Raw genomic sequence first — 20,912 nt, 5'->3', positions numbered from 1 at the left:
CCCGGGTTCTCGACCCGGGGCTCCGCACCGGCCCCGGTCCGCGCTCCGCGCGGTGTCCTCAGGAGCCGGACAGGCTGAATCCGGACGGGCCGAATTCCGCGGACCGTGGCCCGTGCCTCCCACCCGTCCGCGCCGCAATCCGGCCCGTCCGGCGCTTGAGGACGCTCCCGGAGGGAGCTCCCGCCGCAGGCGGCGACCGGCTCGCAGTCGCCCCCGAGGCCAGACGCCAGCCGCCACCACTTTCCCTGACAAATAGTGCTTATTAGTCTCTAGGCATGGCAGCCACGGCAAACCCCTCCGACCCACAGGGCCCGATGGATCCCCTGGCCATCGCCACGGAGGCCACTCGCAGCCTTCAAGGGATGTCCACGGAGATGGCCGCGCGCGTGCCGCAGCTGCTGGAGGCGATGCGCTCCGTGGGCACCGGGCTGGAGCTCCACACCACGCTCGACCGGATCGCCGAGACCGCCGCCGAACTGGCCGACGCCAAGTACGCCGCTATCGGAATCATCGACTCCACGGGCGAGGGGCTGGCCGACTTCATCACCTATGGGGTCACCAGGGAGCAGCACGAGCGCATCGGAGCGCTGCCGGACGGCCATCGCGGTCTGCTGGGCGCGCTCATCCACCAGCCCGCGCCGGTGATGCTCGCCGATCTGGCGGCCGATCCCCGCTCCGCGGGATTCCCCCCGGAGCATCCGCCGATGCGCAACTTCCTGGGCGTGCCCATCCAGGTGGAGGGGGAGATCTTCGGCAACCTCTACCTCACGGAGAAGCGCGGAGGCGGGGAGTTCAGCATCGCGGACCTCCACATGGTGAAGATTCTCGCGACCGAGGCGGGTATCGCGATCGGCAACGCGCGCGTGCACGAAGAGGGGCGCCAGCGGATGCGCTGGATCGACGGTTCGGTGGCCGTCACGACGGCCCTGCTGTCCGCCAGTGACGCCGAGGACGCGCTGTCCGTCGTCGCCGAACAGGCGCGCAGGCTCGCGGATTCGGCGGCGGGCATCGTGCTGCTGCCGGACGGCGAGGGCGGGCTGGAGATGGTGGCCGTCTCCGCCGACGACCCCACCGGCCTGCTGGGTACGGTGATGCCCGCGCACAGCCCGGTCGTCTCCCGTCTTCTCGCGGGTGAACCGGTTTTCGTCGACGACTCCGCCACCGACCCGCGCATGATCACCGGAGTGGCTCCGCGCTTCGGCCCGAGCATGCTGCTGCCGCTCAAGAGCGGCGACCGGGTGCTCGGCACCCTCGCGACGCCACGCGCGCGTGGAGCGCGCAAGTACACGGCGGCGGAGCGCACCCTGGCCGCCCAGTTCGCCGCGCAGGCGGCCCTGGCGCTCGTCCTGGCGGAGGCGCAGCGCGACCGGGAGCGGCTCGCCGTCTACGAGGACCGCGACCGGATCGCCAGGGACCTCCACGACCTGGTCATCCAACGGCTGTTCGCCACCGGTCTGATGCTGGAGAGCGCGCAGCGCAACGCCGTCGTGCCCGATGTGCAGGCGAGGGTCGGCCAGGCCGTCGACCAACTGGACGTGACCATCCAGGAGATCCGTACGGCCATCTTCGCGCTCCAGCAGGGTCCCGCGGAGGCGCCCACAGGGCTGCGCACGCGCGTCCTGCGGGAGCTCGGCACGGCCGCCGTCCCGTTGGGCTTCCAGCCCTCCGCCAACTTCGTCGGGCCGGTCGACGCGAAGGTCGGCGAACTCGCCGGCAAGAACCTCGTCGCCGCTCTGCGGGAGGCGCTGTCCAACGCGTTCCGGCACGCGCGGGCGTCCCGTATCGAGGTCGTCGTCGACGCCACGGCCGAACTGCCGGACGGCAGGCCCGCGGTACGGCTCACCGTCGCCGACGACGGTGTGGGCATCCCCGACGGCGGTCGGCGCAGCGGTCTGCGGAACCTCGCCAAGCGGGCCGAATCACTGGGCGGCTCCAGCTCGTACGGGCCGGGGCTGGGGGAGGGCGGGGGCGGTACGCGGGTGGTGTGGGAAGCGCCCCTGTAGTGGTCCGTGGTGGCCCCCGCGGGCCGCGTCCCGTGTCACCCGGCGGCGGCCGCCCCGTCCTCCGAACGGACCTCAGCGGGCGCGCCCGGCCGCGGTGCGGGACACGATCGCGTTCATGGGACACCCGTACCGTCCGCTCCGCGGACCGCGCGGTCTGCGGAGAGCCGGAGACTGCGCGCTGTGTGTCCTGTGCGCGCTCTGCGCGGTGGTCTGCCCGCCGCTCGGTTCCGGTCCGTCGGTGGCCGTCAGGGCTCCGGACAGGGCCGCGCGCGTCACCTCCGACGTGTTCCGGCTGACGGAGGAGGCGGTACGGGTCAAGCGGCGCTACGAGCGGGCGCTGCGGGCGGCCAAGGAGCACAAGGCGCGGGCCGACGAACTCGGCCGGCTGCTGCGCGGCCGGAAGGTCGTCTCCGCGGCGCTGCGCGACGACGCGGGAGCCGCTGCCCGCGCGCAGTACCGCACGGGCGGCTTCACCGTCGGGGAGGGCACGGAGGACGTCGAGGACCCGGTCGAGCTGCTGGAGCTCCAGGAGCCCGCGGTGCGCCGCCGGGCCGCGCTGGGGCGGCTGCTGGACGAGGACGGCCGTACGGGCCGGAGGCTGGCGGGGGAGGAGCGGGCGCTGAAGGCCGCCCGGCCCGCCCTGGAGAAGGACAGGGCGCGGCTGAAGGAGGCGCAGCACTCGGTCACCAAGCGCCTGGCGGCCGCGAGGGACCGGCTGAACGCGCTGTCCCAGGAGGCCGTCGGCAGCGGCCACTGCGAGCCGGTCGACGAGGAGGAACCGGAGACCGGGAGGGCCGTCGTCCGCAGGGCGGTCGAGGAGCACGGGGAGTGGATCCGCCCCGTGGAGTCGTACGAGCTCACGGCGGGTTTCGGCGGCACGGGCGCGAACTGGGCGAACGGGCACACCGGGCAGGACTTCGCCGTCCCGATCGGTACGCCGGTGCGCTCGGTGGGTGAGGGGACGGTGGTCTCCGTCGGGTGCGGCGGTGCCTACGGCATCAGCCTGGTGATCCAGCACGAGGGCGGCTGGTATTCGCAGTACGCGCACCTGTCGGCGCTGCTCGTGGCCCCGGGGCAGCAGGTGGGCACCGGTCAGTGCGTCGGCCTGTCGGGGACCACGGGCAACTCCACCGGCCCGCACCTGCACTTCGAGATCCGCACCACGCCGGAGTACGGCTCGGCGGTGGACCCGGTGGAGTGGCTGAACGCGCGGGGCGTACGGCTGTAGGCGGCCGGCCCGGATCCGGGGGACTACAGAGTGCGGCCGTGCAGGAGCTGCTCGATCACCGTGGCGACGCCGTCGTCGGTATTGGCGGCGGTGTGCCGGGCGGTGGCCGCGAGAACCTCGGGATGGGCATTGGCCATCGCGTACGCCGTCCCCGCCCAGTCGAGCATCTCCAGGTCGTTCGGCATGTCGCCGAACGCCACGACGTCCTCGGGCGCGATGCCGCGCTCGGCGCAACACCGCGCGAGCGTACTGGCCTTGCTGACCCCGAGGCCGCTTATCTCCAGCAGCGCGGTCGGGCTGGACCGCGTGAACTCGCCGTGCGCGCCTCCCGCTTCGCGGGCGATGGCCAGGAATTCGTCGGGGCCCAGTTCGGGGTGGTGGGTGAGCAGCTTGAGGATGGGGTCGGTGTGGCCGGAGTCCTCGGCGAGCAGTTCCTCGGCGGGCCCGGTCACCGCGCCCGGGTCGAGGAAGAAGGGCGGGTACGCGGGCTCGTAGTGGATGCCACCGGTGTGCTCCACGGCGAACGAGGCGCCGGGTGCGGCGGCGCGCACCGCGTGCACGACGGCGAGGGCGTCGGCGCGCTCCAGCGGGCGGACCTCGATGAACCGGCCGCCGTCGTGCAGGTCGACGACGGCGGCGCCGTTGGCGCAGATCGCCAGCCCGTGGCCGTGCACGTGATCGCGGACGACGTCCATCCAGCGGGCCGGGCGGCCGGTGACGAAGAAGACCTCGATGCCCGCCGCCTCGGCCGCGGCCAGGGCCGCGACGGTCCGGTCGGAGACCGTCTTGTCGTCGTGCAGGAGGGTGCCGTCGAGGTCGGTCGCGATCAGCCGGGGGAAGGCGGCTGGGCGGAGGGCCGCCGGGGTCTCGGGCTGCTCGATAGCTGAAGTCACGGCTCCATTCTCGTCCACGGACCCCAGGGGTCGCACAGGCGTGCGCCGGTCCGGCTGTCCCGCTTCCGGGGCCGGTCATGGCCGTCGCGCGGGCGGATGCCGTGCCGGGGGCATGGGCTTTTGTCATACCCAGCGCTTAGGCTCGGGGCCATGCGACTGAGCACCGTGATCCTTCCCGAGCGCCGCTGGTCCGAGGGCGGCCGTGAGACGTGGCAGCGAGCCGAGGAACTGGGCTTCCACGCGGCCTACACCTACGACCACCTGTCGTGGCGCACCTTCCGGGACGGCCCCTGGTTCGGCGCGGTGCCGACGCTGACGGCGGCCGCGACCGTGACCTCCCGGATGCGGCTCGGCACGCTCGTCACCTCACCCAACTTCCGGCACCCGGTGACGCTGGCCAAGGAGCTCATCTCCCTGGACGACATCTCGGGCGGGCGCATCACGCTCGGCATCGGCGCGGGCGGCTCGGGCTTCGACGCCACCGCGCTGCTGAAGGACGGGGAGGAGGCGTGGACCCCGCGCGAGCGCGCCGACCGCTTCGCCGAGTTCGTGCCGCTGCTGGACCGGCTGCTCACCCAGGACGTCGTCTCGTACGACGGCGAGCACTACTCGGCGTCCGAGGTGCGCAACATCCCCGGCTGCGTGCAGCGCCCCCGGCTGCCCTTCGCGGTGGCCGCGACCGGCCCGCGCGGCCTGAAGCTCGCCGCCCGCCACGGGCAGGCGTGGGTGACCACGGGTGACCCGAAGCTGTTCGAGACGGGCACGCCGGAGCAGTCCCGCGAGGCCGTCGCCGGGCAGATCCGGCGGCTGGGCGCGGCCTGCGCCGAGATCGACCGCGACCCCGCGGAGCTCGGCAGGATCATGCTCACGGGCTTCACCCCGGACCGTCCGCTGGACTCCGTCGACGCCTTCGTCGACTTCGCCGGCTCGCACGCCGAGCTGGGCATCGACGAGATCGTGGTGCACTGGCCGATAGCCGGCTCGATGTTCGCGGCCGACCCGGTGATCTTCGAGAAGATCGCGGCGGAGGGCCTCGCACAGCTTTCGTGAGGGCCCCGGGACGATCCTCGTGGGTTCTTTACCCCGCGCACAGCCGGTGAGGTGGAGAATCGGGAGCAGAGGCAATTACTGGGGGCGCGTTTGCGCGGAGCCTTGGAGGTAGCCCCATGCCACGGACCCGATTCGCTCCCGACCGCGGGCTGACCGCCCGCATGGTGAGCACGATGTTCTTCATCGGACTGCTCTACGTGGTCTTCGTGGGCGTGCTGATCGTGCTGCTGCGCGGGGCCTGGCCGATCGTCCTGGTGATCGCGGGCGGCATGTTCATCGCGCAGTTCTGGTTCAGCGACCGGATCGCCGCCTTCAGCATGGGGGCGCGGGAGGTCACCCCGGAGGAGGCGCCCGAGCTGCACGGCGCCGTCGACCGGCTGTGCGCGCTCGCGGACATGCCCAAGCCGCGCGTCGCCATCGCCGACAGCGATGTGCCCAACGCCTTCGCCACCGGGCGCAACCAGAAGAACGCCCTGGTGTGTGCCACGACCGGGCTGCTGCGCCGACTGGAGCCGGAGGAGCTGGAGGGCGTGCTCGCCCACGAGCTCTCCCATGTGGCGCACCGCGATGTGGCCGTCATGACCATCGCGTCGTTCCTCGGGGTGCTGGCCGGGATCATCACCCGCATAGGGCTCTGGGGCGGCTTCCGCCGGGCGGGCGGCCGTGACCAGAACACCGCGATCCTCATGGTGCTGATTCCGCTCGTCAGCGCGGTCGTCTACGCCATCAGCTTCCTGCTCACCCGGCTCCTGTCCCGCTACCGCGAGCTGTCCGCCGACCGCGCGGGCGCCCTGCTGACGGGCAGGCCCTCGGCGCTGGCGTCGGCGCTCACCAAGGTGACCGGGCAGATGGCGCGGATCCCGACGCGCGACCTCCGGCAGGCCGAACCGTTCAACGCGTTCTACTTCGCCCCCGCCTTCTCCAAGGACAGCCTGGGCCGGCTGCTGTCCTCGCATCCGACGCTGGAGCAGCGGCTGGAGCAGCTCGGCCGGATCTCGGCACAGCTCGGCCGCGCCTGACCGCCGTACGCCCGCCTCAACGCCGTACGCCTCCGGGAAAGGAGCGACCGTCCGTGGGATTCCTGGACGCCATCCTGGGCCGCAGCAAGCCGGTCCGGCCCGACCTCGACCAGCTCTTCGGACTGCCGTCCGCCGCCGTCACGCTCCAGGCCGGTGCCGGGTTCACCCCGACGGGGCTGGGCTCGGTGTGTTTCGCGAGCGTGGAGGGCGGCGCCTTCACCCGGCTCCAGGAGGACGTGCGGGAGCTGCTGGACGCCGGTACGGGGCCGGGCGGGGCGCCCGTGGAGTTCAGCCGGGACGGCTACGGCTACACCTGGCTGCTCGCGCGGCGGCCCGCCGACGACGTGGCCGGTCTGGTCAACGACCTGCACGCGGTCAACACCCTGCTCCAGGACGGCGGTTTCGGCCCGCAGCTGCTCTGCTCCCTGCTGGGCTTCCGGGACGAGGGCCGACGTTCGCTGGCCCTCGTCTACCTCTACAAGCGCGGCACCTTCTACCCCTTCGCGCCGGTGCCCGGCGGGGGAGACAAGCGGGACAACGGGCTGGAACTCCAGACGCGGGCGCTGCTGGCGGACGACCTGCGGATCGAGGAGGACCTGGCCCGGTGGTTCCCCGTATGGGGCGCGCCCGGCCTGAACTGATGACCCGTCACATGGCTTGTGGCGCACCGATCTCGTCCGCCGCCCAACGGGCCCACTCCTCGCGCATGGCGGTGAAGCGCAGCCCGTACTCCAGGGCCAGCCGGCCGTTGACCGACAGGGCGTCGTCGCCCCAGTCGACCTTCTTCTCCAGCTCCTGGAGCGCGCCGTGCTGGTCGGCGGCGCGCTCCGCCTCGCCGACGAGGTAGGCCGTCGCCTCCAGGGGCGTGAGGTGGCTGAGGAAGAAGACGCGCAGCAGCGCGTCGCTCCGGCGGACCGGGCTGGGGTCGGCCTCCGTGAGCCAGTGGTGCAGCTCGGCGCGGCCCTCTTCGGTGATGGCGTATTCCTTGCGGCCGCGGGGGCCTTCCGCCGCGACCTCCAGCAGGCCGCTCTTCGCGAGCTTGCCCAGCTCGCCGTAGACCTGGCTCTGGGTGGCCGGCCAGACATTGCTGAGCGAGGTCTCGAACCGCTTCATCAGGTCATAGCCGCTGGCGGGCCGGTCGGCCAGCAGGCCCAGCATCGCGTGTCTCAGGCTCATGCCTTCACTCTACATTCCACTCTTGACACGTCAAGAGTGGAACCTCTACTTTCGACGTGTCACAGTTGGAATGTCGGTTGGGCGGCCAACCGGGGGCAGACCGCATCGGCTGAGGAGATCCCTTCCATGAACTACCTGCGTGGCTTCGTTCCTTGGATCGCGTTCGCGGTCGTCTCCTCCGTCGGCTGGCAGTGGGGAGCCGTCACCGGCCTGGTCGTCGGCGCCGCGCTGCTGGTCAAGGACCGCAAGGCCGGGGCCACGGGCGAGTCGCAGATCCTCGAGCGCAGCACGGTCGCCTTCTTCGCCGCGCTCACCGTGCTGGCCTTCGCCGTCCCGGACAGCGGGCTGCGGAACTTCGCCGGCCCCATGTCGCTGGGCTGGCTCGCCCTCACCGCCTGGGCCACGCTGATCATCGGGCGTCCCTTCACCCTCGGGATAGCCAAGCGGCAGACACCGCCCGAGATCTGGGACTCGCCGGTCTTCCGCAGTGTCAATGTCGTGCTCACCACGGTGTGGGCCGGGGCGTTCACGGCGACCGCCGTCGCCCTCACCGCCGTCCACGCCGCGGGGCTCGGCAGCGGGGTGTCCATCCCGGTCCAGGTCGCGGGATTCGTCCTCCCCGCCGTCTTCACCGCCCGCTACCCGGAACGCGTCCGCGCCCGCCACATGCCTGTCGGCTGACCGAGATGGGGCACCCTCTGTCCGGGGGTTGCGCCCCCGGACCCCCGACCGCGCTCCGCGCGGTGTCCTCAATCGCCGGACGGGCTGAATCAGGCGCCCGATCCAGCCCGTCCGGCGATTGAGGATGCGGCCGGAGGCCGCCCCGCCGCAGGCGGTGAACCGGCCCCGCAGCCGGAGATCCGGGGTGAGCCCTGCAGGGAACCCGCTCCCGCCGCTGGGGGTACCTCCCGGACGGAGTCCGGGGGAGGCAACGGGGCGGCCAGGAGTCCGGGCACGCCTCAGCGGCGCAAGCGCATCGCGTCCATCCTCCGGGCCTGGACCTCCCGCTCGGCAGCGGCTGCTATGAAGGCCTCCACGTGTTCCCGTCCCACGAGGGCGCGGACGGCCGCCACAGTCCGCGAGGGCAGCCGGACCGGCTCGCAGGAGGGCCGGATCTCCGGTGCGGCCGGTATCTCGGTGGCCTCGGCGGTCATGGCGGCGCTGCCGGCCGGGGGTGTCTCGCCCTCCAGGTGCCGGCGAAGGTGGCGCGTGGCCAACACCCGCATCGCGCGGGCGAGTTCGGCATCCATGGCCTGCTGTGCCAGTGGGCGCAGTCGACGGACCAGGACGGCGGCCTCGGCGGCCTCCTCGTCGGTCGGCGGGTGGTCGAAGTACTGGTGGAAGAGGTGCTCGGTCGTGAAGTCGAGGAAGCGGCCGGCGATGTGCTCGACCTGGGTGCGCAGTTCGCGCAGATGGCCGGAGATGGCCGGCAGCGGCACTCCGGCCGCGTGCAGTTCGACGGCGACGGCGAGTTCCCGGGGGCTGGGCACCAGGAACTCGTCCGGCGCGTCCGGCACCCGTACCAGCACCCCCAGGTCCACCGCGTCGTCGACTGCCCGGTCGTCCTGGACGCCGCCGAACCTCTCGTCCAGTGTCGCCCGCGTGATCCGTTCGGCCTGTTCGTCGGTCCACGGCCGGTCGACCTCGGCGACCAGCCCCAGGACCCCGTCGAGCCCCCGGCCCGCGTCCCACGCCTCCAGCAGCTCCTTGATGCTGGCGAGCGTGTAGCCGCGGTCGAGGAGCCCGGCGATCTGGCGGAGCCGCGCCAGGTGGTGCTCCCCGTAGACATTGGACCGGCCGCGCCGCTCGGGCCGGGGGAGCAGCCCGCGGTCCTGATAGGCGCGGATCGTGCGGACCGTGGCCCCGCTGTGATGGGCCAGAGCCTCGATCCGGTACTCGACCGCCGCCCGTTCCGGCGGCTCCAGCGGTTCCGGCGGCTCCACCGGCTCCGAGGTCCGCTTCCGCTTCGTGGTCACAGGGCGCTCCTTACGAGATGGCGGCGCGGCCGATCGCGCCCGCCGCGGCCCGTGCCGCGGGCGAGGTCGCCAGATATTCGACGGCTCTGCGCAGCGATCCCTCCTGCGAGGGGTGATACGAGCGCCGCAGATAGCGTGGCACGGCGGAGCCGAGCTCCCGCCAACCGGGCAACAAGCCCTTGTCGATGGCCTTGTTGTGCTCGCGCAGCGAATACCGCCGCTGCCGTCCTGCGAGCCGCGGGTCGTGGCGGAGGAGATAGGCGGATCCGTATCCCCAGAGGTAGAAGAGCACGGGAGCGGTGAACGCCATGCCCAGGACCCGGCGGGCGTAGCGCCCGGGGTCGGATCCGCCGCAGTGCTCGTACATGTCGAAGGCCACCGCGCGGTGTTCGACCTCCTCGGCGCCGTGCCAGCGGAGCAGGTCCAGCATCACCGGGTCGGCGGCGGCCCGGTCCAGCCCGTCGGCCTGCAGCACCCAGTTGCCCAGCACGGCGGTGAACTGTTCGATGGCGGCGATCAGCGAGAGCCGGTAGCGCAGCCACTCCCGGTCGGATATCGGCAGGCCCAGCGGGGGCCGCTCGCCGAGCAGCACGTCCAGGAAGAACTCCATCTGCCGGGTGTACGGACGGGTGTCCAGGCCCTGCCGGGCGAGGTGTTCGAGCACATAAGCGTGCTGCACGCTGTGCGTGGCCTCCTGGCCCATGAAGCCCTTGACGTCCTTGAGGAGTTCCTCGTCCCGGACGAGTGGGAGAGCCTCCTTGAACACCTTGACGAACCACCGCTCCCCGGCCGGGAGCAGCAGGTGCAGGACGTTGATGACATGGGTGGCGGTGGGTTCGTCGGGTACCCAGTGCAGCGGTGTCTCGTCCCAGTCGAAGCTGACGCGCCGCGGAGCGATCGTGTAGCTGCTCTGGTGGTCGTGGTCCATCTCTGCTCCTCTGCGGGCTTCCGCTATACCGGCGGGTCGAGCCGCGCGACGGCGCGCAGCAGTCGCGGCGTGAAACGGGACATGAAGTGGGCGGCGTGCGCCTCGGGGGCGACCGGGACGACGGCCTGGTTGCGGAGAACGGCGCGCAGGACGGCGTCGGCGACCTTCTCCGGCGGGTAGTTGCGCTTCGCGTACAGCCTGGTCACCCGGTCCCTGCGGCGCTGCTGCTCCTCCTCCGGGACGCCCGCGAAGCGCGAGGTCCTGGTGATGTTGGTGTTGATCACGCCGGGGCAGATCGCGGTGACGCCGATGCCCTGCCCGGCCAGCTCGGCGCGGAGGCTCTCGCTGAGCATCAGCACGGCCGCCTTGGAGGTGGCGTAGGCCGCGAGGGCCTTGGAGGGCTGGAAGGCCGCGGCGGAAGCGGTGTTGACGATGTGGCCGCCCTGCCCGCGCTCCGCCATCTGCCTGCCGAAGGTCCGGCAGCCGTGGATGACCCCCCACAGATTGACGTCGAGGACCCGTCGCCAATCCTCCGTCGAGGTGTCCATGAAGGATCCGCCCAGGCCGATCCCGGCGTTGTTGACCAGCACGTCCACCACGCCGTACTCGGCGGCGACCTTCGCCGCCAGCTTCTCCATCGCCTGTTCGTCGGCGACGTCGACGCACTCGCCCCACGCCTCGGGGGCGCCGATCAGCCGGGCCATCTCGGCGGTACGGATCGCGCCCTCCGGGTCGCGGTCGACGGCGACGACCCGTGCGCCCGCCTCCGCGAAGGCGAACGCGGTGGCCCGGCCGATGCCGCTGGCCGCGCCGGTCACCAGCACTAGGCGCCCGCCGAACGCCTGCGCGTACGGGCTGTTGTCCACGGCCTCGCCCACTCCCGCGCCGCCCGGCCCGGCAGTGCCCGCCGCGCCCGCTCCGCCCCGCTCGTGGGCCGTCACGAACTCACCGATCCAGGAGGACAGTTGGTCCGGTCGTGTCCGCGGCACCCAGTGCTTGGCGGCCAGCGTGTGCCGCACGAGCCGCGGTGCCCACTCGTCGAGATCGTCGTGGATCCGCACGGACAGGAAGGTGTCACCGGTCGGAGTGATCAGTTGCACCGGCGCATGTGCGTAGGCGTCCGTGCGCGGCCGGCGCAGCCGGGGACGGATGTTGTCGCGGTAGAGCCACGCGCCGTTCGCGGCGTCCCTGCTCAGCGACGACGTCGGATAGGTGTCACTGGGCAGCTTCTCCATGCGCTCCAGCATCTTCGGCCACTGCTTCATCAGCGGCCCCCGCATCATCGCCTCCGGCAGGCCCGGTGTGTGCAGCGCGGACACGTACCAGGACCGGGCTCCCTGGTTGAGCAACTGGGCCACCCTGCGCGGGGTCGGCCGCGACATCCGCTTCCTCGCCCACAGGGCGAGGTGGTCGAGGGCCGGGCCCGAGATGGAAGTGAAGGAGGCGATCCGCCCCTCGGTGCGCCGCACCGTCGCGAACTCCCAGCCCTGCACGGAACCCCAGTCGTGCCCGACCAGGTGCACGGGGGCGTCCGGGCTCACCGCGTCCGCCACCGCCAGGAAGTCGTCCGTGAGCTTCTCCAGGGTGAAGCCGCCCCGCAGCGGCCGGGGCGCGGAGGAACGCCCGCAGCCGCGCACGTCGTACAGCACGACGTGGAAGCGGTCCCGCAGGCGCTCGGCCACCGCCGACCAGACCTCTTTGCTGTCCGGATAGCCGTGCAGCAACACCACCGTGGGGCGCTCGGCGTCCCCCAACTCGGCGACGCACAGCTCGATTCCGCCCGTACGCACCCACCGCTCGCGCGCGCCCTCGAGCCCGGCGCCGTTCCCATTCCCGTTCCGGTTCATGCGGCGATCTCCTCCTGGGTGCGCCGCACGTGCGGCAGGTCGTCGTCGAGCCAGAAGGCGCTCTCCTCGGGGTCCCGGGAGTCGGTGACCACCAGGAGCTCCTCGAACTTCGCGCCCGTGCCCCGGAAGCCGAGGTGGGGTTCGACCGCCCACAGGCCCGGCCGGGGCGGGTGGTCGGAGAAGCGGTGCGGACTCCACAGTGGCGACCAGCCCTCGCGGTGCCCGCGGACGGCGTCGGCGGCGAGCCCCTTCAACGCCTGGGTGCCGAACCCGAACAGATGTGGTGACCAGCGGCGCTGCCGCACCGCGCCCACCTTGTGCGCGATCACCCCGAAGGGATAGGCGCGGTGCCGGTTGGCGTATCCCTGTCGGCCCATGAGCCGGTCCACGTCCTCGTAGATCTCCCGGAGGGTGCGCCGCTCACGGACCTCGCGCAGGATCAGCTCCCGGTGCGCCCGCAGGTCCGTCATCATCCGGTCGTGCAGCGGATGGGGTCCGAGGCAGCCCGAGTAGCCGATGTCGGCCGTGAAACCGCCGTGGACCGGGGCCATGTCGAGGATGAACGGCATCCCCGGCTCCAGCTTCCGGTCCGTCGGGAAGAACTGGAGCGGCACCCGGAAGCCGGCGAAGGCCGTGCGGTCCCCGAACCAGGCGAAGGGCAGGTGGAACCAGTCCCGCACGCCGCGGTCGCGCAGCCAGTCCCGCTGCATCCGCGCCGCCTCGCGCTCGGTCACCCCCGGTCTCAGCTGCGCGGCCACCGCTTCCGCACAGTCGTACGCGAGGCGCTGCACTTCCCGGAACCCCCGCAATTCCGCGGTGAGTTCCCGGGGTGCCGCCGATGTCGCCGCCGATGCCGTCGTCACTCGTCCGTCCCGCCTGCCGGGCCCCCGGACCCGAGGCCGGAGGAGCGTCCGCAACTTGACACTGATGAATGTGACAATGCCCGGCGGCTACGTCAAGACATATGCACGGCCTGTGGATAACTTTCGGTAACCCCGCCTCTCCCTCCCTCGTAGGGGGAGCGTCAGACCCGAGGACTACACACATCCCGTCATCTGGGCTGACGACCGCCGTTCCGCGCGAACCTAGCGTGGAGGGGTGACTGTGATCGCTACCGAAAGCCTCAGCAAGCGGTACCCCCGGGTGACCGCGCTCGACCGGCTCTCCGTCGACATCGCGCCGGGCGTGACCGGCCTGGTGGGTGCCAACGGGGCAGGCAAGTCCACGCTGATCAAGATTCTGCTGGGGCTGTCCCCGGCCACCGAGGGCCGCGCCACCGTGCTCGGTCTCGACGTGGCGACCGAGGGTGGCGCCATCCGCGAGCGGGTCGGCTACATGCCCGAGCACGACTGCCTGCCGCCGGACGTGTCGGCGACCGAATTCGTCGTCCACATGGCGCGGATGTCCGGTCTGCCGGTCACCGCCGCCCGGGAGCGCACCGCCGACACCCTGCGCCACGTCGGCCTCTACGAGGAGCGGTACCGTCCCATCGGCGGCTACTCGACCGGCATGAAGCAGCGGGTGAAGCTGGCGCAGGCACTCGTGCACGACCCGCAACTGGTGCTGCTGGACGAGCCGACCAACGGCCTCGACCCGGTCGGCCGCGACGAGATGCTCGCCCTGATCCGTCGCGTACACACCGACTTCGGCATCTCGGTCCTGGTCACCTCGCACCTTCTCGGCGAACTGGAGCGCACCTGCGACCAGGTCGTCGTCATCGACGGCGGGAAGCTGCTGCGCTCCTCGTCCACGGACGAGTTCACGCAGGCCACCGGCTCCATCGCGGTCGAGGTCACGGACTCCGACACGCACCCGGACGGCACCGGCGCCCTCCTCGGGGCGCTGTCCGCCGCCGGCCTCACCGTCCAGCCCGTGGGCCGCACCGCGGAGTTCGCCGCCGCGGGCTCCGGCCACGTCCTCCTGGTGGACGTCACCGGCGACGGGACGTACGACACGGTGCGCGACGCGGTGGCCGACCTCGGTCTCGGCCTGATCCGCATGGAACAGCGCAGGCACCGCATCGCGGAGGTCTTCCAGACCGCCGACAGCGCACACGAAAGGGGCAGCTCCGATGCCGCCTGAGAGCATCACGGCGCCCGCCCAGGACGTCATCCACAACATCGGTTACCGCAACTACTCCGGAGCCCGCCTCGGGCGCGCCTACGCCCGCCGCTCGCTGTTCTCGCAGAGCCTGCGCGGCGCCTACGGCCTCGGGCGCTCCGCGAAGTCCAAGGTCCTGCCGATGATCCTCTTCGGTGTGATGTGCGTCCCCGCCGCCATCATGGTCGCCGTCACCGTGACGACGAAGATGACCAAGCTGCCCGTGGAGTACACGCGTTACGCGATCATCCTCCAGGCCGTCATCGGCCTCTACCTCGCCGCCCAGGCCCCGCAGTCCGTCTCGCGCGACCTGCGCTTCAAAACGGTGCCGCTGTACTTCTCGCGGCCCATCGAACGCGTCGACTACGTGGTGGCCAAGTTCGCCGCGATGGCCTCGGCCCTGTTCATCCTCACCGCCGCGCCGCTGCTGATCCTCTACGTGGGCGCCCTGCTCGCCAAGCTGGACTTCGCCACGCAGACGAAGGGATTCGCCCAAGGACTGGTGTCCGTGGCCCTGTTGTCGCTCCTCTTCGCCGGAATCGGGCTGGTGGTCGCCGCCGTCACACCGCGCCGCGGCTTCGGCGTCGCCGCCGTCATCGCCGTGCTGACGATCTCCTACGGCGCCGTCACCACCGTCCAGGGCATCGCCCTCGACCGCGACAACACCGGCGCCATCAGCTGGATCGGCCTGTTCTCGCCGGTCACCCTCATCGACGGCGTCCAGACGGCCTTCCTCTCCGCCACGTCCGCCTTCCCCGGCAACCACGGCCCGGACGCCGCGACCGGCGTCGTCTACGTCGCCGTGCTGCTCGCGCTGATCGCCGGGTCGTACGGGCTGCTGATGCGCCGCTACCGAAAGGCCGGACTGTGACCGACCGGCAGTCGCCCACCACCACTCCGCGAAGGAATGGGCCGCGCCCATGACAACCATCACCATCGACAACGTCTCGCGCTGGTTCGGCAACGTGGTCGCCGTCAACGACGTCTCCATGACCATCGGCCCCGGCGTCACCGGCCTCCTCGGGCCCAACGGCGCCGGGAAGTCCACGCTCATCAACATGATGGGCGGCTTCCTCGCCCCCTCCACCGGCACGGTGACCCTCGACGGGCAGGCCGTCTGGCGCAACGAGCAGATCTACCGCCACATCGGCATCGTCCCCGAGCGCGAGGCGATGTACGACTTCCTCACCGGCCTGGAGTTCGTCCGCGCCAACGCCGAACTGCACGGCCTGGGCGCGAAGGAGGCCCGACGGGCGCTCGCCACGGTCGAGATGGAGTACGCGCAGGACCGCAGGATCGACACCTACAGCAAGGGCATGCGCCAGCGGGTGAAGATGGCCTCCGCGCTCGTCCACGAGCCGTCCGTGCTGCTCCTCGACGAACCGTTCAACGGCATGGACCCGCGGCAGCGCATGCAACTGATGGAGCTGCTGCGGACGATGGGGGCGGACGGCCGTACCGTGCTGTTCTCCTCCCACATCCTCGAAGAGGTCGAACAGCTCGCCGCCCACATCGAGGTCGTCGTCGCCGGACGGCACGCCGCCTCCGGCGACTTCCGCAAGATCCGCCGGCTGATGACGGACCGCCCGCACCGCTACCTCGTGCGCTCCAGCGACGACCGGGCCCTGGCCGCCGCGCTCATCGCCGACCCGTCCACCTCGGGCATCGAAGTGGACGTCCAGGAAGGCGCCCTGCGCGTCCAGGCCGTCGACTTCGACCGCTTCACCACCCTGCTGCCGCGCGTCGCCCGCGCGTACGGCATCCGGCTCCTCACGGTCTCGCCCTCCGACGAGTCCCTGGAATCGGTCTTCTCCTACCTCGTAGCGGCCTGAAAGGAGCCCTGACGCCATGTACCACCCGACCGTCGCACGGCTCACCTACCGGGGCCTCCTGGGGCGCCGCCGTGCCGTCATCCTCTTCGCGCTCCCCGCGCTCCTCATCGTCATCTCCGCCGCCATCCGGATGCTGACCGGGGCCGACGACGGCACCGCCGTCAACGTCCTGGGCGGCTTCGCGCTCGCCACCATGGTGCCGCTCATCGGCGTGGTCGCCGGAACGGGCGCGATCGGCCCGGAGATCGACGACGGCTCCGTGGTCTACCTCCTCTCCAAGCCCGTCGCGCGCCACACCGTCATCATCACCAAGCTGATCGTCGCCATCGGCGTCACCGCGGCCTTCTCGGCGGTGCCCACCCTGATCGCGGGCTACCTGCTCAACGGCAACAGCCAGCAGATCGCGGTCGCCTACGCGGTGGCCGCGGCGGTCGCCTCCGTCGCCTACAGCGCGATCTTCCTGCTGCTGGGCACCGTCACCCGGCACGCCGTCGTGGCCGGTCTCGTCTATGCCCTGGTGTGGGAGTCCCTCTTCGGCAGCCTCATCCCGGGCGCCCGCACGCTCAGCGTCCAGCAGTGGTCCCTCGCCCTCGCCCAGAAGATCGGCGCGGACGGCGCGATCTCCTCGGACGTCGGCCTGCCCCTCGGACTCACCCTGCTGGTCGCCGTCACCGTCGCGGCGACCTGGTACGCGAGCCGGAAGCTGCGCACGCTCACGCTCGCCGGGGAGGAGTGAACCCGGAGCGCCGGGTGTAAGGGGCGGTCTCCCCGGAGGCCGCCCCTTACGCATGCCGCCCTTGCACATGGCGCCTCACACGCGGGCGTCCAGCAACACCCGTGCTATCTCCAACTGGTTGGACGCGAGGCTGACCGCCTCGCCGGACTCGGTGTCCTCTATCTCCCACAGGGCGTTCTGGAGCACCCGCCCGAGCGACCACCGTGCGGCGCGCCGCCGGTCCAGACCGACCACTTCGGTCATCAGGTCGAAGCGCCGCAGGACGGCCCGCCGTACGTCACCGGTCGCGGTGACGTCCTCCCAGCGGTCGTGCAGGGCGGGCAGCAGATCGAAGCCGGGGTCGCCCACCAGCGGCTTGGGGTCGATGGCGAGCCAGGGCTCCCGCTCGGAACCCGGCAGCGGCGCCAGCACGTTCGCGTAGTGCAGGTCCCAGTGCAGCAGCCGCCCGTCCGGCACGGGCTCACCGGACACCTCCCGTACGGCCGCGGCGCAGTCGGCCACCAGCCGCCGCTCGGCGGCGTCGGGCACGGCCGGGAGAGCCGCCGGCACCTCCGCGAGCATCGCGCCCGCGATGTCCGTCAGGGTGCGCATCCCGGCCGGCGGGGGAGTCTTCAGCAGCCGGGCGAGCAGTTCGGAGAGCGTCCGCAGCGCGTCCTCCGCGTCCGGCACGGACAGCAGGGAGCGCTCGGCGTCCAGCCGTTCCAGCAGCATCGTGCCGGACCCGGCGTCGTGGTCGAGGAGGGCGACCGCGCCGTCGCCGCCCCAGGCCCGCAGCGCGGCGGGTTCGTCGACGCTCTCGTCGGTCAGCGGCTGGAGCTTGAGGGCCGCCGGGGTGCCGTCCGCGCGGCGTACGGGCAGGACGAGCGCGACCATCCCGTGCGACGCGGGACCGTCGAGCCGCAGATCCCAGCGGTCCAGGAACTCGGCGGCCAGCTCCGGCAGGGCGGCGACCCAGGCGCGGCCCACGTCCCCGTCGAAGGTCGCGTGGAATCCGGCCAGTTCGGCGGGGACGGTGATCCGGGAAGGCACGTACATGGGTGACGCTCTCCTCGCGACGGGTGGGAGGTTCCGGGGAGAACCGCCCTGCCCTCCCAACGTCTCAGATCTTCCGATCGCGCCCCGCGCCGAGCCCGAGTGTCATCAGCCCGGCGCACACCACCAGCAACACCACGATCGGCACGGTCCAGCCGCCGGTCAACTGGTGGACGGCGCCGAGGGCGAACGGACCGACGGCTGCGAGCAGGTAGCCCCAGGTCTGTGCCATGCCCGACAGCCGGGCCGCCGTGTGCGCGTCACGGGTGCGCAGCACCATCATCGTCAGCGCGAGCCCCAGTGTGCCGCCCTGCCCGATGCCGTACAGCGTCGCCCAGAGCCAGGCGCCGCCGACCGGTGCCACGAGCAGTCCGGCCACACCCGCGGTCATCAGGGCCACCACGCCGACCACCAGGGGCCGCTGGGAGCGCATCCGGCCCGCCAGCATCGGCACGACGAACGACCCGACCGCCTGGACCAGGGTGCTGAACGCGAAGACGAGACCGGCCTGCGCCTTGCTCATCCCGTGGTCGGTGAAGATCGTCGGCAGCCAGGCGATGACGACGTACGCGACCAGCGACTGGGAGCCCATGAAGAGGGTGATCTGCCAGGCCAGTGGAGTGCGGGTGAGCTTCGGCGCGTCCGCGGCGGCGGGCCCGGCCGCTGCCGGGGCGCTCCGGCCGCCCGCGGTGGCCTCCTGGGCGGCGCGGCGCGTGATGACGACCTGCGGGAGCCACACGGCCGCCGCGACGGCCGCCAGCACCGCCCAGGAGGCGAGGGAGCCCCGCCAGCCGCCGAGGGCGTCCTCCAGCGGCACGGCGGTGGCGGCGGAGACGGTAGCGCCGAGGATCATGGCGGTCGAGTAGAGCGCGGTCATGCCCGCCGCCCGCTCGGGGAAGTCCCGCTTGATCAGTCCGGGCATCAGCACGTTGAGCAGGGCTATCGCCGTGCCGACGAGCGCGCAGCCGGCGAACAGCGCGACGACCGGCGGTGCGACGCGCAGCAGGATGCCGCCGCACAGCAGGGCGAGCGCGCCGCACAGCACGGCCTCGGTGCCCCACCGGCGGGCCAGTTTCGGCGCGACGATCGAGCCGAGTCCCATGAAGACGAGCGGAATGGTGGTCACCAGGCTGCTCGCGGTCGCCGCCAGGTGGAAGTGGTCCCCGATCTCACCGACCAGGGGCGACACCCCGGCCAGTGCGGCCCGCATGTTGAGCGAGGCCAGGACGATGCCCAGCAGGACGAGCAGCGGATGGGCCCGCAGCCGCCGGGCGGCCGCGGCGGGTGGTGCGAGTTCCCGGGCGACCACGGTTTCTTCCGTGGCCCGTTCCGCGTCGATCTGCGGTGCGTGCGACCTCGTCTCCGACATGGGGGCCTTTCCGATGGGGTTGTGCGTGGGGTGTGCGGGCGTACGGGAGCGGGTGCCCCTGCGGGCCGTACGGGAACAAACCGGATGGCGCTGTTCCGTACGTCAGGGCCGTACGTCAGAGGCCGTACGCCAAGGGCCGTAGGCCGGGGCCGTACGCCAAGGGCGGCGTCAGTCCTCCGCGAGGAGTGATTCCACTGCCTGCTTCGGCCGCTCCAGCAGCGAACGGCAGGCCTGCGCGGCCGCGTCCGGGTCGCCGGACGCGATGGCGGTCAGCAGGGCGTGATGGTCGCCGTGGACGATGCGCGGCATCTCCCGGTCGCCGAGCGCGGTGACCAGCGCCTCGCGCACCGAGCTGCTGAACCAGGAGTACGTGGCGGTCAGCGCGCTGTTGTGGGCGGCCGCCACGACCGCCATGTGGAACTCGATGTCGTGGTCCGCGTAGAGCTCCAGGTTGCCCGAGTCGGGCTGGCCCTCGCCGTCCTCGAACGCCGTCTGCGCCTCCAGCGCCGCCCGCATCCGCTCCAGGTCGGCGGGCTCGTGGCGCAGCGCCGCGAGGCGCGCGGCCTCCGCCTCCAGGGCGATGCGGAGCTCCAGGACGTCCCGGACCCCGGCGCGCTGCACGCCGCGCATGATCTCCGCGGGGTCGGCCATGGAGACGACGAACGTGCCCTCGCCCTGGCGCGAGCGCAGCATCCCGGCGTGTACGAGCACGCGGACGGCCTCGCGGACGGTGTTCCGCCCGACCTGGAGCTGTTCGGCGAGTGCGTGCTCGGTCGGGATGCGCTCGCCGACCTTCCACTCCCCGGCGGCCACCTGTGCGCGCAACTGGTCCACGACGGTGTCCACCAGGGACTGCCGTCCCGCCGCTCGCAGTGCCATGCCGTCGCTCCTCGCCTCTGTTCACCCGGTTGCCCAATCATCCTACAACTGCGAAACCGGTGGGTCCCGGCTACCGTCGAATGGTGAAACGGGACGGTTCCGGCGCCGCCGACCGTTGGGCGGCCGCCTGCGGTCGGCTGGGCGCCGGCGTACGGGCCTGGATCGTGTCGGCCCCCGGCACCCATATCTGGCTGCTCATCATCGGCGTCACCAGCCTGGTGATCGCCGCGGCGAGCCAGGACCTGGAGAACTTCCTCCTCCACCGCAACAGCTCCAACATCCACGAGCTGAACAGGCATCCTCTGCAGTCGCTGCTGATCAGCGGCTTCTGGATCGAGAACCCGTCGTCCTTCGTGCTGTACGCCGTGCTCTTCGAGCTCTTCCACGCCAACGTGGAGCGCTGGATCGGCACATGGCGCTGGCTTCTCACCATCGCCCTCGCGCACGTCGCGGCCACGCTCATCAGCCAGGAAGTCGTCCTGCTGTCGATCGAGAACCACTCGTTGCCACGCTCGATGAAGCACGTTGTCGACATAGGGGTGTCGTACGGGCTGGCCGCCGCGGCCGGGGTGCTGGCGTACCGGGTGCCGCGGCCATGGCGGTGGGCGTACGTGGGGGCGGTGGGGCTCTTCTTCGCCGTGCCGTTCGCCGCCGGTGCGACGTACACCGACCTCGGGCATGCGATTTCGGTGGCGATCGGGTTGGGGTGCTGGCCGCTGACGCGGGGGCGGGGGACGTGGGTCGTTCCTCGGGTACGGGACCTTTTCGCCGACCGGGGGGTCTGACGGGCGGGGCTCCGCCCCGGACACCGCAACACGGCTTCGCCGCGTTGTCCTCAAACGCC

At 71.9% G+C, this 20,912-nt stretch carries 20 protein-coding genes; 11 read left to right on the top strand and 9 right to left on the bottom strand.

Translation table 11 applies throughout. The annotated features are described in order from the left end of the window. The first annotated feature begins 275 nt into the window (after nt 1-275). On the top strand, nt 276-2,003 hold the full coding sequence (locus tag ACWD4A_RS06175) for a GAF domain-containing sensor histidine kinase (RefSeq protein ID WP_451190073.1): 1,728 nt from the start codon (nt 276-278) through the stop codon (nt 2,001-2,003). A gap of 115 nt (nt 2,004-2,118) precedes the next feature. Then, a complete protein-coding gene (locus ACWD4A_RS06170; RefSeq protein WP_451190070.1) occupies nt 2,119-3,231 on the top strand; it encodes a peptidoglycan DD-metalloendopeptidase family protein in 1,113 nt (370 codons plus the stop codon). Nucleotides 3,232-3,254: 23 nt separating this feature from the next. On the opposite strand, the gene ACWD4A_RS06165 is transcribed toward ACWD4A_RS06170, so the two are convergent. Continuing rightward, the gene (locus tag ACWD4A_RS06165; RefSeq protein WP_451190068.1) at nt 3,255-4,124 is read right to left on the bottom strand and encodes an HAD family hydrolase; all 870 of its coding nucleotides are present in this window, start codon (nt 4,122-4,124) and stop codon (nt 3,255-3,257) included. A 150-nt stretch (nt 4,125-4,274) separates the two neighbouring features. Here ACWD4A_RS06165 and ACWD4A_RS06160 point away from each other — a divergent pair, with 150 nt between their 5' ends. The 3 genes from ACWD4A_RS06160 (at nt 4,275) to pspAB (ending at nt 6,834) form a co-directional block, all read left to right on the top strand. Further along, nucleotides 4,275-5,174, top strand: coding sequence for an LLM class flavin-dependent oxidoreductase (locus ACWD4A_RS06160; RefSeq protein ID WP_451190066.1), 900 nt, complete (start codon nt 4,275-4,277; stop codon nt 5,172-5,174). A 116-nt stretch (nt 5,175-5,290) separates the two neighbouring features. Beyond that, a complete protein-coding gene (gene htpX / locus ACWD4A_RS06155; protein WP_451190064.1) occupies nt 5,291-6,193 on the top strand; it encodes a zinc metalloprotease HtpX in 903 nt (300 codons plus the stop codon). A gap of 53 nt (nt 6,194-6,246) precedes the next feature. Continuing rightward, nucleotides 6,247-6,834, top strand: coding sequence for a PspA-associated protein PspAB (gene pspAB, locus ACWD4A_RS06150; RefSeq protein ID WP_451190061.1), 588 nt, complete (start codon nt 6,247-6,249; stop codon nt 6,832-6,834). Between the two features lie 7 nt (nt 6,835-6,841). On the opposite strand, the gene ACWD4A_RS06145 is transcribed toward pspAB, so the two are convergent. Further along, complete coding sequence (locus tag ACWD4A_RS06145) at nt 6,842-7,369, bottom strand: PadR family transcriptional regulator (protein ID WP_451190059.1); 528 nt, start codon at nt 7,367-7,369, stop codon at nt 6,842-6,844. Between the two features lie 126 nt (nt 7,370-7,495). Here ACWD4A_RS06145 and ACWD4A_RS06140 point away from each other — a divergent pair, with 126 nt between their 5' ends. After that, entirely contained in the window at nt 7,496-8,050 is a 555-nt protein-coding gene (locus ACWD4A_RS06140; RefSeq protein ID WP_451190056.1) for a hypothetical protein, read from the top strand. A gap of 278 nt (nt 8,051-8,328) precedes the next feature. Here ACWD4A_RS06140 and ACWD4A_RS06135 read toward each other — a convergent pair whose 3' ends face one another. From ACWD4A_RS06135 to ACWD4A_RS06120, 4 genes are all read right to left on the bottom strand, one after another. Next, on the bottom strand, nt 8,329-9,294 hold the full coding sequence (locus tag ACWD4A_RS06135; protein ID WP_451190137.1) for a MerR family transcriptional regulator: 966 nt from the start codon (nt 9,292-9,294) through the stop codon (nt 8,329-8,331). A gap of 61 nt (nt 9,295-9,355) precedes the next feature. Continuing rightward, complete coding sequence (locus tag ACWD4A_RS06130) at nt 9,356-10,273, bottom strand: metal-dependent hydrolase (protein WP_451190054.1); 918 nt, start codon at nt 10,271-10,273, stop codon at nt 9,356-9,358. A gap of 23 nt (nt 10,274-10,296) precedes the next feature. Then, nucleotides 10,297-12,120, bottom strand: coding sequence for an SDR family oxidoreductase (locus ACWD4A_RS06125; protein WP_451190053.1), 1,824 nt, complete (start codon nt 12,118-12,120; stop codon nt 10,297-10,299). Continuing rightward, nucleotides 12,117-12,983, bottom strand: a complete 867-nt coding sequence (locus ACWD4A_RS06120) for a M24 family metallopeptidase (protein WP_451190051.1) — start codon at nt 12,981-12,983, stop codon at nt 12,117-12,119. The genes ACWD4A_RS06125 and ACWD4A_RS06120 overlap by 4 nt, the downstream gene beginning before the upstream one ends. Nucleotides 12,984-13,218: 235 nt before the next feature. On the opposite strand from ACWD4A_RS06120, the gene ACWD4A_RS06115 reads away from it, so the two are divergent. Genes ACWD4A_RS06115 through ACWD4A_RS06100 form a run of 4 tightly spaced genes read left to right on the top strand, consistent with a single transcriptional unit; the run spans nt 13,219 to nt 16,788 of the window. Further along, complete coding sequence (locus ACWD4A_RS06115) at nt 13,219-14,202, top strand: ABC transporter ATP-binding protein (RefSeq protein ID WP_451190048.1); 984 nt, start codon at nt 13,219-13,221, stop codon at nt 14,200-14,202. Then, nucleotides 14,192-15,091, top strand: a complete 900-nt coding sequence (locus ACWD4A_RS06110; protein WP_451190047.1) for an ABC transporter permease subunit — start codon at nt 14,192-14,194, stop codon at nt 15,089-15,091. The genes ACWD4A_RS06115 and ACWD4A_RS06110 overlap by 11 nt, the downstream gene beginning before the upstream one ends. Nucleotides 15,092-15,140: 49 nt before the next feature. Next, the gene (locus tag ACWD4A_RS06105; protein ID WP_451190045.1) at nt 15,141-16,052 is read left to right on the top strand and encodes an ABC transporter ATP-binding protein; all 912 of its coding nucleotides are present in this window, start codon (nt 15,141-15,143) and stop codon (nt 16,050-16,052) included. Nucleotides 16,053-16,068: 16 nt separating this feature from the next. Then, nucleotides 16,069-16,788: an ABC transporter permease gene (locus ACWD4A_RS06100; protein ID WP_451190043.1), complete on the top strand. Its 720-nt coding sequence runs from the start codon at nt 16,069-16,071 to the stop codon at nt 16,786-16,788. Nucleotides 16,789-16,863: 75 nt separating this feature from the next. Here the strand turns inward: ACWD4A_RS06100 and ACWD4A_RS06095 are convergent, their stop codons facing one another. From ACWD4A_RS06095 to ACWD4A_RS06085, 3 genes are all read right to left on the bottom strand, one after another. Beyond that, the gene (locus ACWD4A_RS06095; protein WP_451190041.1) at nt 16,864-17,823 is read right to left on the bottom strand and encodes an aminoglycoside phosphotransferase family protein; all 960 of its coding nucleotides are present in this window, start codon (nt 17,821-17,823) and stop codon (nt 16,864-16,866) included. 64 nt (nt 17,824-17,887) lie between these two features. Beyond that, on the bottom strand, nt 17,888-19,189 hold the full coding sequence (locus ACWD4A_RS06090; RefSeq protein ID WP_451190040.1) for a CynX/NimT family MFS transporter: 1,302 nt from the start codon (nt 19,187-19,189) through the stop codon (nt 17,888-17,890). 168 nt (nt 19,190-19,357) lie between these two features. Then, entirely contained in the window at nt 19,358-20,068 is a 711-nt protein-coding gene (locus ACWD4A_RS06085; protein ID WP_451190038.1) for a FadR/GntR family transcriptional regulator, read from the bottom strand. 80 nt (nt 20,069-20,148) lie between these two features. Here ACWD4A_RS06085 and ACWD4A_RS06080 point away from each other — a divergent pair, with 80 nt between their 5' ends. Next, nucleotides 20,149-20,853 (top strand): rhomboid-like protein, encoded by a 705-nt coding sequence (locus tag ACWD4A_RS06080; protein WP_451190036.1) that lies wholly within the window; start codon nt 20,149-20,151, stop codon nt 20,851-20,853. Nucleotides 20,854-20,912: the final 59 nt, after the last annotated feature.

This window comes from Streptomyces sp. NPDC002537 (assembly GCF_053594975.1).
Note: the sequence above shows the minus strand (reverse complement) of the source record. Positions and strands in the feature narration are given on the sequence as shown.

Excerpts from the sequence above, each read along its gene's own strand:
- ACWD4A_RS06095 (WP_451190041.1), bottom strand. The coding sequence starts at position 17,823 with ATGTACGTGCCTTCCCGGATCACCGTCCCCGCCGAACTGGCCGGATTC.
- ACWD4A_RS06090 (WP_451190040.1), bottom strand. The coding sequence starts at position 19,189 with ATGTCGGAGACGAGGTCGCACGCACCGCAGATCGACGCGGAACGGGCC.
- ACWD4A_RS06130 (WP_451190054.1), bottom strand. The coding sequence starts at position 10,273 with ATGGACCACGACCACCAGAGCAGCTACACGATCGCTCCGCGGCGCGTC.
- htpX (WP_451190064.1), top strand. The coding sequence starts at position 5,291 with ATGCCACGGACCCGATTCGCTCCCGACCGCGGGCTGACCGCCCGCATG.
- ACWD4A_RS06175 (WP_451190073.1), top strand. The coding sequence starts at position 276 with ATGGCAGCCACGGCAAACCCCTCCGACCCACAGGGCCCGATGGATCCC.
- ACWD4A_RS06140 (WP_451190056.1), top strand. The coding sequence starts at position 7,496 with ATGAACTACCTGCGTGGCTTCGTTCCTTGGATCGCGTTCGCGGTCGTC.
- ACWD4A_RS06160 (WP_451190066.1), top strand. The coding sequence starts at position 4,275 with ATGCGACTGAGCACCGTGATCCTTCCCGAGCGCCGCTGGTCCGAGGGC.
- ACWD4A_RS06170 (WP_451190070.1), top strand. The coding sequence starts at position 2,119 with ATGGGACACCCGTACCGTCCGCTCCGCGGACCGCGCGGTCTGCGGAGA.
- ACWD4A_RS06085 (WP_451190038.1), bottom strand. The coding sequence starts at position 20,068 with ATGGCACTGCGAGCGGCGGGACGGCAGTCCCTGGTGGACACCGTCGTG.
- ACWD4A_RS06145 (WP_451190059.1), bottom strand. The coding sequence starts at position 7,369 with ATGAGCCTGAGACACGCGATGCTGGGCCTGCTGGCCGACCGGCCCGCC.
- ACWD4A_RS06080 (WP_451190036.1), top strand. The coding sequence starts at position 20,149 with ATGGTGAAACGGGACGGTTCCGGCGCCGCCGACCGTTGGGCGGCCGCC.
- ACWD4A_RS06125 (WP_451190053.1), bottom strand. The coding sequence starts at position 12,120 with ATGAACCGGAACGGGAATGGGAACGGCGCCGGGCTCGAGGGCGCGCGC.
- ACWD4A_RS06105 (WP_451190045.1), top strand. The coding sequence starts at position 15,141 with ATGACAACCATCACCATCGACAACGTCTCGCGCTGGTTCGGCAACGTG.
- ACWD4A_RS06100 (WP_451190043.1), top strand. The coding sequence starts at position 16,069 with ATGTACCACCCGACCGTCGCACGGCTCACCTACCGGGGCCTCCTGGGG.
- ACWD4A_RS06110 (WP_451190047.1), top strand. The coding sequence starts at position 14,192 with ATGCCGCCTGAGAGCATCACGGCGCCCGCCCAGGACGTCATCCACAAC.